Genomic DNA, 13,034 nt, shown 5'->3' with positions numbered 1-13,034 from the left:
GGCAAAGAGAAGATGGTCATCCGCATCGCGCTCGCCCGCAAGCTGCTCGTCATCCTCAATGCAAAAGCACGCGATGCGCGCATCGAGTTCGCTAATGCAACTTGACACGTCAGATAGTCGCTCATCGGCCTGCCGGGCACCTCTCCCCGTAAACGGGGAGAAGTACGCCGGCCGCATTGAGGGCGCCCATTCTGCAACGTCGGCGATTGGCGAAATCAATGACGAGAGCGTCCTTCTCCCCGTTTACGGGGAGAAGATGCCGGCAGGCAGATGAGGGGCAGCACCAACGTGAAATCTTTAAGCCGTTGGTGTCGCGCATTCCCGATGCAAGCGATTTTCAGAACGCTCTAGAAGCAGGGGGGCTCTCGGCGCCTCGACCCCAGAAACCCTTGCAGCGCTACGCGCCATAAACTCTCTCGCCGCCGAGCCACACCGACCGCACCGCGAGATCGCCGGAGAGTTGCACGATGTCCGCGGCTGTGCCCTTGCCCAGCCGCCCGTGCCGGGCCGTGACGCCCATTGCTTGCGCGGGGTAGAGCGTGGCCATGCGCAGCGCTTCGCCGAGCTTCAACCCGATCATGCGATGCATGAAGCGCACTGCCGAGATCATGTCGAGGTCGGCACCCGCGAGCGTGCCGTCGGCAAGCCTGAGACTGCCGTCTTTGCGGTGAATGGTGCGGCCGTTCAAGGTAAACGAGGTCATGTCGGTGCCGATCGCCGCCATGGCGTCGGTGACGAGGAACAGCTTCGCCGGCCCGCGCTTGGCGCGTAGCGCGATGCGAATGGTCGCGGGATCGACATGGATGCCGTCCGCGATCAGCCCGGCATTGAGCGTGCCGATGTCGATGGCAGCACCTGCCAACCCCGGTTCGCGATTGCCGATCTGGCTCATGGCATTGAAGAGATGCGTCGCCATCGTCGCGCCAGCGTCTGCTGCCGCGCTTGCAACGCGATAGGTCGCGTCGGAATGGCCGAGGCTGACGATTACACCCGCTTCGGCAAGCGCCTTGATGCGCTCCGGCTCGACCGTCTCGGGGGCGACGGTGGTGAGCAATGCCGGCAGTTCCCGGCGCGCGGCGATGATCATCTCCTGGTCGGCATCATCCATCGGCCTGATAAGCGCAGGGTCATGCGCACCCTTGCGCCCGATCGACAGATGCGGACCTTCGAGATGAAGGCCGAGGAAGCCCGGCACCTCTCGCCGGGCTGCTTCGATGCCGGCCGCGATCGTCGCTTTTGTCTGCTCGGGCGTATCGGTGATCAGCGTGACGAGCAGCGCAGTCGTGCCGAACGGCGCGTGCGCGGTGCAGATGGTGCGGATCGTCTCGATGTCTGGCTTGTCGTTGATCAGCAACCCGCCGCCGCCATTGGCCTGCAGGTCGACGAAGCCGGGAGCCAGCATGTCACCGTCGGCAGAAACGCGCTCGATGCCTGCCTCCACCTTCCGCGCCGGGACGATTGCCTCGACGTCTGTGCCCGACACGACAAGCGCCGCATCATCGTGCCACGCGTCGCCGTCGAAGATGCGGGCGCCGGTGATCGCAAAGCGGCCGCTCATGACAGCGGCCCCCGGTAAGCGGCGCTTCCACTGGATGCGCTCGATTCGCCTCTTCGCCCTTTCTCGCCAAGTCGGCGCTGCCCCTCACCCTTACCCTCTCCCCGTAAACGGGGAGAGGGGGGCATCGGCGTTGCCGCTCGTCCCTTCTCCACGTTTACGGGGAGAAGGTGGCCCGAAGGGTCGGATGAGGGGCGGCGCCAACTTTGCAAAGTATGCGCCGGCCGCCAGCGAAGGCCGAGCTTTGCCCGTGTTTCAATCATCACAACGTCTCCGTCACCTTGCGCAGGTGCCGCGGCTCGTCGGGGTTGAGCCCGCGGTGGCGGGCGAAGGCTTCGACGAAGCTATAGAAGGACACGATCAAAGCCAGCGGATCGGTAAGCGGATGGCCGGTTGCGGCGAAGGGCAGCGCTGTCGCGTTCTTCGCCTTGTCCGAGGTGATGAACACCGCAGCGCCCTTTCCTGCCAGAGCATCAGCGGCCTCGGCCATGGACGCCTCGGATCTGTCACGCGCAGCAAGCGCCAGAACAGGAAAGCCCTTGCCGACCAACGCCATCGGTCCGTGCATCACCTCGGCCGCGCTATAGGCTTCGGCGTGCAGACCCGAGGTTTCCTTGAATTTCAGCGCCGCCTCGTTGGCGATCGCGGCCGAGGGGCCGCGGCCCAGGATGAAAAGCGAGCTGTGCGTCTCGAGCGCGGCGGCGACCCCCATCCAGTCGCAGTCGATGGCGCGAGAGAAATGCTCCGGCAGATCGCGGAGCGCCGCCAGCAATTGCTTGTCGCCGGTCCATTGGCCGAAGATCGCAAGCCCGGCCACCGCCGAGGCGACGAAGGTCTTGGTGGCGGCCACGCTCTTCTCGGCACCGGCGCGTATGTCGATCGCATGGTGTGATGCCTCGGCGAGCGGCGAGCCAGCCGTGTTGGTGATCGCGATCGTCAAAGCCCCGCCGTCGCGCACCGCTTTGGCCATGGTGACGATGTCCGGGCTCTTGCCCGACTGAGAGATCGAGATGCTGGCGGATTTCGCAAGCTTCAGCTTCGCGCCGTAGATGGAGGCGATCGAAGGGCCAAGCGATGCGACCGGCAGCCCAGCGCCAAGCTCGACGGCGTATTTCAGAAAAGCGGCCGCGTGGTCCGACGAGCCGCGCGCAACCGTGGTCAAGAAAGCCGGGTCGAGCGCGCCGAGCGCCGCGCCCGCCTCGGCCAGTGCGGTGCCGGACTGATCGAAGAGCCGGGCGGTCGCCTCAGGGATCTCGGCGATCTCCCGCTTCATATGGGTCATTGTCATTAACGCGCTCCTGCCTGTTCGGTCGGGCTTGCCAGCCTCAGTTCGGCGACGAAATCATAAGTGTCGCCGCGATAGATAGAGCGCGTAAACTCGATTGCCTTGCCGGTGGCAAGATAGGAGATGCGCTCGATGTTGAGGCCCGCCGAGCCAACGGGTACTTGCAGGAGCCGTGCATCGGCCTCGCCGAGGTTGGCCGCGGAAATGCGCTGCATGGCGCGCACGGGCCGATTACCGGTCTTCTCCAGTGTCGCATAGAGCGAAGCATCGATCGTGCGCGGGTCCGGCAGCACGCTCGACGACAGCGATGCACGCTCGATCGCGAGCGGCGTATCGTTGGCGATGCGCAGGCGCGAGATGCGCGCCACCATGTCGGTGGAGGAGAGGCCGAGCACCATCATCTCTTCAGGCGAAGGCGCGTAGACACCCCGATCGAGCCATTCCGAGCGCACTGTCATGCCGCGCCGCGCCATGTCCTCGGTAAAGGAGGTGAGTAGCGACAGTGACTGCTCGACGCGCTCGACACGCGGCGCAACGAACGTACCGGAACCGTGCCTCTGTACGAGTATGCCGCCCTTCACAAGGTCCTGCACTGCCTTGCGTACGGTGACGCGCGAGACATCGGCCCTTGCGGCGATATCACGCTCCGAAGGCAGCGCATCGCCCGGGCCGATGATGCCGCGGCGCACGGCGTCCTCGATGGACTTCTTCAGCTGGAGGTAAAGCGGCGCACCGTTGTTGGCAGCGGCCCGCACGGCTGCAAAGATCTCCTCGGCGGCGTCAGCCATGCGACCCCGCCTTCCCCTGGTCTCCTTCGGCGAACAGGCGCAGCGCCATGCTGATCGCACCGCCCAATGCGTCCTGCAGAGGCGGCTTGATCAGCGACCGCACATCGGCACGAAGCCGCGGCTCGTAGAGCGGAGCAAGGCCGCCGAGCAGGCAGAGCGGGTCGCCGGGCCTGAGTTTCATCACGCGCAGCGACTCCTCGATGAAGTGGATCGCACGCCCCAGGATCTTTTCGGCGACGGCGTCGCCCTTGGCGGCATGGTCGAAGACCATCGGCGCGAAGCCGCCGAGATCGCCCGGCTTGGCCGTAGTGGTGAACTCGACGACGTCGCGCGGCTCGTTGCGAAAGACGGCAAGCAGTGCCCGCGTCAGATCGGACGCCTCGGCGATCCCGTCATAGGCGAGCAGCGTCTCTTCCAGGAGGTCGCGGCCGATGCGGGCGCCGCTGCCCTGGTCGCCGACAAGGAAGCCCCAGCCGCCAACGGAGCGGACCTTGCCGCCATGCCGCACCATGTAGACGGTCCCTGTGCCGAGCACGGCGATCGCGCCGTCGCCGGTGCCGACCGCACCTTCGAGCGCGATCAGAGCATCGCTCGTCACCACGTTCCTGCTGAAGGGAAGAATGGCCTCCAATTGCTGCCGGTATGTCCCGACATTGCTGCCGGCGAGCCCAAGCAATGCCGGCGTCTGGGCGATCAGGTCGGGATCTCGTCCTGCATCCGTGAAGGCCAGCCGCGCCGCTTCGACGATGCTGGCGCGGGCTCCCGTGAGATCCGTGCGAATGTTGGCCGCACCGCTTTTGCCCCGGCCGATGATCTCACCGCCTGCCGTCGCGAGCGCCGCCCGGCAACTGGTGCCGCCGCCATCGATGCCGATTACCAGAGTCACGCCGAAATCCTCCAAGCTGATAATACCAATAAAATACCATTAGCCAAGCGTTAATTCATGCCCGCATCGTTACCGCAGTAACCGCCTGTAACAACTAGATATTTTATGCCCTGCCGGTCCATCAGCGAACAAATTCGTTAATGCGCGCTGGACAAGTGGTATTTTTTTGGTATTGTTCTTCAAATGGGAGAAGGAAAGATGGCGGCGACCCGCACCGAACAGACGCATCGGCATGCCGCGGGGCTGGACACGCAGCCGACTGAGACCATTCTCCGCCTTCTCGCGACGGCGCAATTCGACGCCGCTTCTGTCGTCCTTACCGCTCTCGAGCCGATCGCCGCGGCTGCAACCCTTATAGCCGACACACTGCGCGCGGAGGGCCGCATCGCTTACGCAGCAGCCGGCAGCTCCGGCCTGATGGCGGTTGCCGACGCACTCGAGCTTCCCGGCACGTTCGGCATCGCGCGCGACCGCATTGAGCTTTTGCTCGCCGAGGGCGCATCGAAGCTCTTGAGCCTGCCCGGCGCGCCTGAAGACGATGAGGGCCAGGCCGCCCACGACGTGGCGCAAGCCGCCATCGGCAAAGGCGATTGTCTCATCGCGCTTTCGGCGAGCGGAACCACGCCCTATGCCGTCGCCGCGCTGAAGAAAGCGAAGGCGGCGGGCGTCGCCACAGTCGGCATCGCCAACAATGAAGGCACGCCGCTCATTTCCCTCGCTGACATAGCGGTCCTTTTGCCGACGCCGCCGGAAATCATCGCCGGATCGACGCGGCTCGGCGCGGCGACGGCCCAAAAAATCACCCTGAACATGATGTCGACGCTGGCTGCTATCCATCTCGGCCATGTGCATGACGGCTACATGATCAACCTCAGGGCAGACAACAAGAAGCTGCGGTCGCGCGCAGCGCGTATCGTCGCGGCGATCTCGGGTGAGCCTGAGAATGCGGCCGCAAATCATCTCGAAATGAGCGGCGGCGCGGTCAAGGAAGCCGTGCTGCTTGCTGCCGGCGCCGGCAATCTCGGCATGGCCAAAAGCCTGCTGGACGGCGCCGACGGCAACCTGCGCCAAGCCTTGGCAGAACTCGACAGGAGCGCCCGCTCCAGTCGACGGGGAACTTGAACGGGCAACATGCAACAGGGAGAAACCGGAATGACAAGAGCTACACTTACGACGCTTCTGATGGCGTCCAGCATGCTCGCCACAGTGGGCTATGCCGCCGCTCAGGACAAGACGCTCACCATCGAGAGCTGGCGCAACGACGACCTTGCGATCTGGCAGGAGAAGCTGATCCCGGCTTTCGAGGCGAAGAACCCCGGCATCAAGGTGGTATTCTCGCCCTCCGCTCCGACCGAGTACAACGCAGCGCTCAACGCCAAGCTGGACGCAGGTTCGGCCGGCGATCTCATCACCTGCCGTCCGTTCGACGCCTCGCTCGAGCTCTTCAAGAAGGGCCAGCTCGCCGACCTCACCTCGCTGCCAGGCATGGAGAATTTCTCCGCCGTGGCGAAGTCCGCCTGGACGACCGACGACGGCAAGTCGACCTTCTGCGTGCCGATGGCCTCAGTCATCCATGGCTTCATCTACAACAAGGATGCCTTCGACAAGCTCGGCATCACGCCGCCCAAGACCGAGGATGAGTTCTTCGCCGCTCTCGACAAGATCAAGGCCGACGGCACCTACATCCCGATGGCCATGGGCACCAAGGACCTCTGGGAAGCCGCGACCATGGGCTACCAGAACATCGGCCCGAACTACTGGCACGGCGAGGAGGGCCGCACCGCGCTGATCAAGGGCGAGCAGAAGCTGACCGACCCGCAATGGGTCGAGCCCTTCGCCACGCTCGCCAAGTGGAAGCCCTATCTCGGCGACGGGTTCGAGGCGCAGGCCTATCCGGACAGCCAGAACCTGTTCACGCTCGGCCGCGCCGCGATCTACCCGGCCGGCTCCTGGGAGATTTCGGGCTTCAACACGCAGGCGCAGTTCAAGATGGGCGCCTTCCCGCCGCCGTTGAAGAAAGCCGGTGACACCTGCTATATCTCGGACCACACCGACATCGGCATCGGCCTCAACGCCAAGAGCCCGAATGCGGACGCGGCAAAGACCTTCCTGTCCTGGGTCGCGTCGCCGGAATTCGCGTCGATCTACGCGAACGCGCTGCCCGGCTTCTTCAGCCTGTCCAACACGCCGGTCGAGATGCAGGATCCGCTCGCGAAGGAATTCGTTTCGTGGCGGCAGAACTGCAAGTCGACGATCCGCTCGACCTACCAGATCCTGTCGCGCGGTACGCCGAACCTCGAGAACGAGACCTGGGTCCGCTCGGCCAACGTGATCAACGGCACCGAGACGCCCGAGGCTGCAGCCAAGAAGCTGCAGGAAGGCCTCGACAGCTGGTTCAAGCCGAAGAAGTAAGTTGGATTGGATCTGATCGCGCTCGTTGGCGCTGCCCCTCACCCTTACCCTCTCCCCGTAAACGGGGAGAGGGGGCGTCGGCGTCGCCGCATCTTCCTTCTCCCCGTTTACGGGGAGAAGGTGCCGGCAGGCGGATGAGGGGCAGCACCATCGCGTAAAGTTTTGGCTGAACATCCGACACCGCGCAATATTCGATGACTGTCGAGCTGACCGCACAAGACGAGCTGATCGGAGAGAAAAAGGCGACGCGCTGGCACATCGCCGTGTTCCTGGCGCCGGCGGTGCTCGTCTATACGCTGGTCATGATCGTGCCCCTGTTCGGCACGCTGCAGCTTTCCCTGTTTCGAGTGGTCGACCGGGTGCCGGTCTTTGTGGGCCTCGATAATTTCCGCACCCTGTTCGGCGATCCGCGCTGGTCGGTGAACTTCTGGAACGCGCTCTGGAACAATTGCTGGTTCTTCATCATCCACATGCTGGTGCAGAACCCGATCGGCGTTCTGCTTGCAGCCCTCCTCTCCAACCCGAAGCTGCGCCTGCGCGCCTTCTATCGCACCGCGATCTTCATCCCGACGATCCTCTCTTTCGTCATTGTCGGCTTCGTCTGGAAACTGATCCTGTCGCCGCTGTGGGGCGTGGCGCCCTATCTGCTCAGCTTCGTCGGCCTGAAGAGCCTGTTCGTGCCGTTGCTCGGCAAGGAGGAATATGCGCTCACCACGCTCAGCCTGATCTCGGTCTGGCAGTTCGTCGGCATCCCGATGATGCTGATCTACGCGGCCATGCTGTCGATCCCCGACGAGGTGATCGAAGCGGCCGAGATGGACGGCATCACCGGCGTGTCGCAATTCTGGAAAATCAAGCTGCCGCTGATCCTGCCGTCGATCGGTATCATCTCGATCCTCACCTTTGTCGGCAATTTCAATGCCTTCGACCTGATTTACGCGGCGCAGGGCGCGCTGGCCGGCCCGAACTTCTCGACAGACATCCTCGGCACCTTCCTCTACCGCACCTTCTTCGGCTTCCAGCTGCAGCTCGGCGACCCGAACATGGGCGCAACGATCGCCTCGATGATGTTCTTCATCATTCTCGCCGGCGTGTGCCTCTATCTCTTCGCCGTGCAGACGCGGCTGAGACGGTATCAGTTCTGAGGGGGTGGGGATGCTGATGGTTTCCGCAGCGCTTTCTGGAGTACCCCTCATCCGTCTCGGCGCTGCGCGCCGAGCCACCTTCTCCCACAAGGGGAGAAGGGGGAGCGCTGCACATAGGTCACTGCCAATCTCCGAAGTTCGAGATTTGCGGCGAGCTAAATGCCAGTCTCCCCCTTCTCCCCTTGTGGGAGAAGGTGGATCGGCGCAAAGCGCCGAGACGGATGAGGGGTGTGCAGGGCGCCACCATCCCCATGAGGCGCACCCATGAGCCAGGCGCGCTCCTCCCCGGCCCGCACGATCGCGGCGCATGCGGTCCTCATCCTCTACACGGTGATCGCGCTTTTCCCGGTGCTGGTCATCATCGTCAACTCGTTCAAATCGCGCGCCGCGATCTTCAATTCGCCGCTCGCTCCGCCGACCGCCAAGACATTCGACCTGATCGGCTACACGACCGTGCTCAGCCAGGGCGACTTCTTCGCCTATTTCCAGAACAGCCTGATCGTCACCGTCGCATCGCTGTTCTTCGTGCTGCTCTTCGGCGCGATGGCCGCCTTCGCGCTTTCCGAATACCGCTTCCGCGGCAACACGCTTATGGGCCTTTACCTGGCGCTCGGCATCATGATCCCGATCCGGCTCGGCACCGTCGCCATCCTGCAGCTGATGGTGGCCAGCGGTCTGGTGAACACCCTTACCGCGCTTATTCTGGTCTATACGGCGCAGGGTCTGCCGCTTTCGGTGTTCATCCTGTCGGAGTTCATGAAGCAGGTCTCGGACGACCTGAAGAATGCCGGCCGCATCGACGGCCTTTCCGAATACCGCATCTTCTTCCGTCTGGTGCTGCCGCTGGTGCGCCCGGCGATGGCGACCGTCGCCGTCTTCACCATGATCCCGATCTGGAACGACCTTTGGTTCCCGCTGATCCTGGCGCCGGCCGAGAACACCAAGACCATCACGCTCGGCACACAGATCTTCATCGGTCAGTTCGTCACCAACTGGAACGCGGTGCTTGCCGCGCTCTCGCTGGCGATCCTGCCGGTGCTCGTCCTCTATCTCATCTTCTCGCGGCAACTGATCCGCGGCATCACATCGGGAGCGGTGAAGTGAGAAGGAGACTCTCGTGGGTTCGCTGAAGCTCGAAAACATCAAAAAGTCCTTCGGCAAGGTCGACGTGCTGAAAGGAATCGATCTCGACGTGAAGGACGGCGAGTTCGTTGTCTTTGTCGGCCCCTCGGGATGCGGCAAGTCAACTTTGCTGCGTGTCATCGCCGGACTGGAGGACGCGACTTCGGGCAGCGTCAAGATCGACGGCAGGGAAGTGAGCGCGGTGCCGCCGGCAAACCGCGGCATCGCCATGGTGTTCCAGACCTATGCGCTCTATCCGCACCTCTCGGTGCGCAACAATATGGGGCTTGGCCTCAAGCAGGCCGGCGCGCCGGCCGACCTCATTGGCAAGCGCATCGCTGCCGCCTCGTCCATGCTGTCGCTCGACCCATATCTCGAGCGGCGCCCGGCCGAGCTCTCGGGCGGCCAGCGCCAGCGCGTCGCGATCGGCCGTGCCATCGTGCGCGAGCCAAAGCTCTTCCTGTTCGACGAGCCGCTGTCGAATCTCGATGCGGCGTTGCGCGTCAACACCCGCCTCGAGATCGCCAAGCTGCATCGCGAGCTCAAGGCGACGATGATCTATGTCACGCATGATCAGGTCGAGGCGATGACGCTCGCCGACAAGATCGTCGTGCTCAATGCCGGCAGAATAGAACAGGTCGGCGCACCGATGCAGCTCTACAATTCGCCGGCTAATGAATTCGTCGCAGGCTTCATCGGCTCGCCGAAGATGAACTTCATCGAAGGCGCAAGGCTGGGCGACAGCGCCAGGACCGTCGGTGTCAGGCCCGAGCACATCTCAGTGTCCGACCAGGGCGGCGCCTGGAAAGGCACCGTCGTGCATGCCGAGCATCTCGGCGCCGACACCAATGTCTACCTCGAAACCGAGCAGGCAGGCCTGATCACCATCCGCCTCTTCGGCGAATACCGCGCTGAGCCCGGCGCGACGCTTTATGCCACGCCGGATGCGGGGCGGACCTACCGCTTCGACGAGCGTGGCATGGCGGTGAGGTAAGGCAGCCGGGGTCTTCTGGTTTTGCGTTGGCGCCGCCCCTCACCCTTGCCCTCTCCCCGTAAGAATGGGGAGAGGGGGGCGGCAACGTCTCAGAATCCCCTCTCCCCGTCGTTCACGGGGAGAGGGTGAGGGGCAGCGCCTGCGTCAAACGAGTTGTGCAGCACGCCCTAGACCACGAGGATGAGCCCAGCTGCCGTCAGTGCCGCGGTCCAGAGATAGTCGAGGTTGATCCAGCCACGCCGCAGGAAGGCAATATCCAGCCATTCGTAGACGATTGCCGCAATCGCAGCGGTTACGGCGAGCATCGCCGCCGTGTGCACGCCGACAGCCGCAAGGGACACCGGCAGCGAGCCTGCGGCCGTGAGTTCGTGCGCCGGCGTCGCAGCGAGACAGAGCGGCATGACGACCGGCACCAGCATCAACCCTGCCCCGTGGCTCGTCGCCATCAGAAAGGACCAGAGGCCAAGCCCGGCGAGACCCGTCTGCATGCGGATACGGACTTTATGGCGGTGACCGCAGATCAGCTGGTAGGCGGCCCAGGCGATAAGCAGCAGGCCGGCCATCACTTCCAGCGGATGCTGGTCGATGACCAATCCGAGGGCTGCGACCGCGAGCACGACGGCCGCCACCGACGCCGCATGCCCCAGCGCTATCGGGACAAGCGAGAGCCAGACAATGCGTCGGCTCTTGCGGTGCATGCCAAGCGCGACCGAAAACAGCCAGCCCATGGCCGGGTTCAGGCCATGGAAGGCGCCGAGGCCGGCAAGGATCAGCCAGGGCGACATGCTAGATCCTGATCGACCCCCACTCCGGTTCGCTTTGCGCACCACCTCTCCCCCGGTCGACGGGGGAGAGGAAGCGCCGGCCGCAATGCCAGTCGCCCTTCCTCTGCCCTTTTGAGGGGGGGAGGTGCCGAGCGAAGCGAGGCGGAGTGGGGGTCCTCCGTGTCATATGCGATTGCCCTGCCCATACATGTCAGGTGCCCGGCACATCATGGATAGCAGTAGGAGTCGGACGAGCAGTCTCCACCTTCCAGCCGCACCTGATGCGGCCGATGGCCTTTCGGCCAATCGACGAAGAACTTCTCGTCGAACTTGATGCCGCCATTCTCGCCGACATCGAGCTTCACCATCCAGCCGTCGATCCCCTCGGGATAGAACTGCGGGTCGATAGGTCCGTAGAGCGAGTTGGTGAAGTAGACGCGCTTGCCGTCGCGGCTGATCTCGACCATCTGTGGGCCGCCATTCAGCGTGCCGTTCTTGGCGCCAGGATGGCTGGCGCGGGAAACGATGCCGCCGATGCGGACCCTTCCCGTCTCCTTCGGCTTGAAGGGATCCGATACGTCGTACTGGATCATGTCGCCGGTGCCCCAGCAGGAGACGTAGAGGAAGCGGTCGTCCATCGAGAGGTCGATGTCGGTGACCAGCGGGGCGACGGCATTGAAGCCTTTGAGGACTGGCGGCAGGCGATCGGGATCGGCCGGCTCGGCCGGGATCGTGATCACCTTGGTCGCGCCCCATTTGTTGCCCTCGCGGTACCAGGTCCAGATCGAGGACGACAGATCCTTCAGGCTGATCACGCAGCCAACGAAGCCGTAGGCCTTGGTCGGGTCATGCGCCGGCCTCAACTCGAACACGAGCTGGTGCTCCTCACCGAAGTCGATCTCCTGCAGATGCTTGCGCTTGTGCAGGTCCCAGAAATGGAGCCGACGCCCATATTTGCTGCCGAGCAGGACCTCGGGGATCAGCCCGCTCTCGAACGTGTCGGGCGTCCCCCATTCGCTCGTCACCATCGTGTCATGGCCAAGATGCCACCAGAAGTCATAGGCGAGCTTCTGTGGGCCGCGATCCATCTCCCACTGGCCGAGCACGTCGAAGCTATCGGGGTCGAGCAGGAATATGCCGCCGGGCGCCTTGCCTTCGGCATTGCCGAGCGCGTTGACGTATATCCCCTCCGGTCCGCAATGGATCGTGTGCAGCCGCGTATATCCTGCCTTTTCCGCGATCTCCTCGGGTTCAATGACCCTGACGATCTTCGGATTCCTCGGATCGGGCTTGGTGTCGATGATGTGGAGCCGCGACGATCGAAGGCCGGGAACCACGAGATAACGACGCTCCATGTGGGGATGCGGCGCATTCGGACACAGGCAGGACGAACACGCGTTCCAGCCGAAATGATGCAGCTCGTCGCCTAGGTTCGGCATGTCCACCTGGCCGACGATCCGCGAATAGGTCGAGGAGGTCGGATTGACATCGACGACGGCGATCGCGTCGGGTTTCTTGCGGTCGGGATCGAAGGCGGCCACATAGGCCAGCCCTTCGGCCGGCGCCTTGGCTGCCATTCTCGGCGAGGGATAAAATGAAGGATCGGGTCTCCAGCTTGCCATGATAAACCTCTCGGCAGCCCCCAATTGGCTCAGTTTACAGCTTGAGGCCGGGAATGTCGTCTGCATTCGCAGATCCGAGCGCCGGCGCAACAATATCGCCTTCGCTCGTTGCCCCGACCCTCCTACAGCATCAGCGACAGCGTAGTTGTGGGTTGTTTCGAGAAATCTCCGCCGTCGCATGCTGAAGTGAAACATCCGGGGTGGATTGTTTCCATCCGCAGCAACATTGTCACGGCCATAGGGTGAAAGGCTCTACGCCGATTCATCTTGCGGTGAAGGAACGCCGCCTACCGCGGTTGACACCGCCGATGGTAGATTTTGACCGTCGGGCGCAGCCCCTTGTATCTGCGCGGAAAGATTTCTGTGCGATGGAAGCGACTGAGCCTCGAACCGGATGGCCATCCGGTTCGAGGCTTGGCGAAGTCGCCCGACGCCCCTTCGGCTACAACCGTCGATGAGCA

General features: G+C 63.6%; 11 protein-coding genes and 1 pseudogene. 6 read left to right on the top strand and 6 right to left on the bottom strand.

All coding sequences use genetic code 11. The features are described from left to right. Nucleotides 1–105: pseudogene (locus SAZ10_RS33325) on the top strand (IS110 family transposase); the annotation flags it as partial. A gap of 292 nt (nt 106–397) precedes the next feature. On the opposite strand, the gene nagA reads toward SAZ10_RS33325, so the two are convergent. From nagA to SAZ10_RS33305, 4 genes are all read right to left on the bottom strand, one after another. Further along, the gene (gene nagA / locus SAZ10_RS33320; RefSeq protein ID WP_318613859.1) at nt 398–1,558 is read right to left on the bottom strand and encodes an N-acetylglucosamine-6-phosphate deacetylase; all 1,161 of its coding nucleotides are present in this window, start codon (nt 1,556–1,558) and stop codon (nt 398–400) included. 259 nt (nt 1,559–1,817) lie between these two features. Then, complete coding sequence (locus tag SAZ10_RS33315) at nt 1,818–2,843, bottom strand: SIS domain-containing protein (protein ID WP_318613858.1); 1,026 nt, start codon at nt 2,841–2,843, stop codon at nt 1,818–1,820. Beyond that, nucleotides 2,843–3,628: a GntR family transcriptional regulator gene (locus tag SAZ10_RS33310; RefSeq protein ID WP_318613857.1), complete on the bottom strand. Its 786-nt coding sequence runs from the start codon at nt 3,626–3,628 to the stop codon at nt 2,843–2,845. Before SAZ10_RS33310 ends, SAZ10_RS33315 begins: the two co-directional genes overlap by 1 nt. Next, nucleotides 3,621–4,514: an N-acetylglucosamine kinase gene (locus SAZ10_RS33305; RefSeq protein WP_318613856.1), complete on the bottom strand. Its 894-nt coding sequence runs from the start codon at nt 4,512–4,514 to the stop codon at nt 3,621–3,623. Before SAZ10_RS33305 ends, SAZ10_RS33310 begins: the two co-directional genes overlap by 8 nt. Before the next feature lie 198 nt (nt 4,515–4,712). On the opposite strand from SAZ10_RS33305, the gene SAZ10_RS33300 reads away from it, so the two are divergent. The 5 genes from SAZ10_RS33300 (at nt 4,713) to SAZ10_RS33280 (ending at nt 10,187) form a co-directional block, all read left to right on the top strand. Next, nucleotides 4,713–5,636: an N-acetylmuramic acid 6-phosphate etherase gene (locus SAZ10_RS33300; RefSeq protein ID WP_318613855.1), complete on the top strand. Its 924-nt coding sequence runs from the start codon at nt 4,713–4,715 to the stop codon at nt 5,634–5,636. Between the two features lie 30 nt (nt 5,637–5,666). After that, complete coding sequence (locus SAZ10_RS33295) at nt 5,667–6,926, top strand: ABC transporter substrate-binding protein (protein WP_318613854.1); 1,260 nt, start codon at nt 5,667–5,669, stop codon at nt 6,924–6,926. A 194-nt stretch (nt 6,927–7,120) separates the two neighbouring features. Next, nucleotides 7,121–8,071, top strand: a complete 951-nt coding sequence (locus SAZ10_RS33290) for a sugar ABC transporter permease (RefSeq protein WP_318613853.1) — start codon at nt 7,121–7,123, stop codon at nt 8,069–8,071. A gap of 264 nt (nt 8,072–8,335) precedes the next feature. Next, the gene (locus SAZ10_RS33285) at nt 8,336–9,175 is read left to right on the top strand and encodes a carbohydrate ABC transporter permease (RefSeq protein WP_318613852.1); all 840 of its coding nucleotides are present in this window, start codon (nt 8,336–8,338) and stop codon (nt 9,173–9,175) included. A 13-nt stretch (nt 9,176–9,188) separates the two neighbouring features. Continuing rightward, complete coding sequence (locus SAZ10_RS33280; RefSeq protein ID WP_318613851.1) at nt 9,189–10,187, top strand: ABC transporter ATP-binding protein; 999 nt, start codon at nt 9,189–9,191, stop codon at nt 10,185–10,187. Nucleotides 10,188–10,354: 167 nt separating this feature from the next. Here SAZ10_RS33280 and SAZ10_RS33275 read toward each other — a convergent pair whose 3' ends face one another. Continuing rightward, entirely contained in the window at nt 10,355–10,972 is a 618-nt protein-coding gene (locus tag SAZ10_RS33275; RefSeq protein ID WP_318613850.1) for a hypothetical protein, read from the bottom strand. A gap of 206 nt (nt 10,973–11,178) precedes the next feature. Next, nucleotides 11,179–12,573, bottom strand: a complete 1,395-nt coding sequence (locus SAZ10_RS33270; protein ID WP_318613849.1) for a selenium-binding family protein — start codon at nt 12,571–12,573, stop codon at nt 11,179–11,181. Between the last annotated feature and the right edge of the window lie 461 nt (nt 12,574–13,034).

Source organism: Mesorhizobium sp. BAC0120 (assembly GCF_033542235.1).
GTDB lineage: Bacteria > Pseudomonadota > Alphaproteobacteria > Rhizobiales > Rhizobiaceae > JAWRCU01.
The sequence above is the reverse complement of the archived record's forward strand: the minus strand, read 5'-3'. Positions and strand labels throughout refer to the sequence as shown.

Bases quoted from the DNA above. Each gene is read 5' to 3' on its own strand.
- SAZ10_RS33315 (WP_318613858.1), bottom strand. From the start codon at position 2,843: ATGACAATGACCCATATGAAGCGGGAGATCGCCGAGATCCCTGAGGCG.
- SAZ10_RS33290 (WP_318613853.1), top strand. From the start codon at position 7,121: ATGACTGTCGAGCTGACCGCACAAGACGAGCTGATCGGAGAGAAAAAG.
- SAZ10_RS33300 (WP_318613855.1), top strand. From the start codon at position 4,713: ATGGCGGCGACCCGCACCGAACAGACGCATCGGCATGCCGCGGGGCTG.
- SAZ10_RS33270 (WP_318613849.1), bottom strand. From the start codon at position 12,573: ATGGCAAGCTGGAGACCCGATCCTTCATTTTATCCCTCGCCGAGAATG.
- SAZ10_RS33295 (WP_318613854.1), top strand. From the start codon at position 5,667: ATGACAAGAGCTACACTTACGACGCTTCTGATGGCGTCCAGCATGCTC.
- SAZ10_RS33275 (WP_318613850.1), bottom strand. From the start codon at position 10,972: ATGTCGCCCTGGCTGATCCTTGCCGGCCTCGGCGCCTTCCATGGCCTG.
- SAZ10_RS33285 (WP_318613852.1), top strand. From the start codon at position 8,336: ATGAGCCAGGCGCGCTCCTCCCCGGCCCGCACGATCGCGGCGCATGCG.
- nagA (WP_318613859.1), bottom strand. From the start codon at position 1,558: ATGAGCGGCCGCTTTGCGATCACCGGCGCCCGCATCTTCGACGGCGAC.
- SAZ10_RS33310 (WP_318613857.1), bottom strand. From the start codon at position 3,628: ATGGCTGACGCCGCCGAGGAGATCTTTGCAGCCGTGCGGGCCGCTGCC.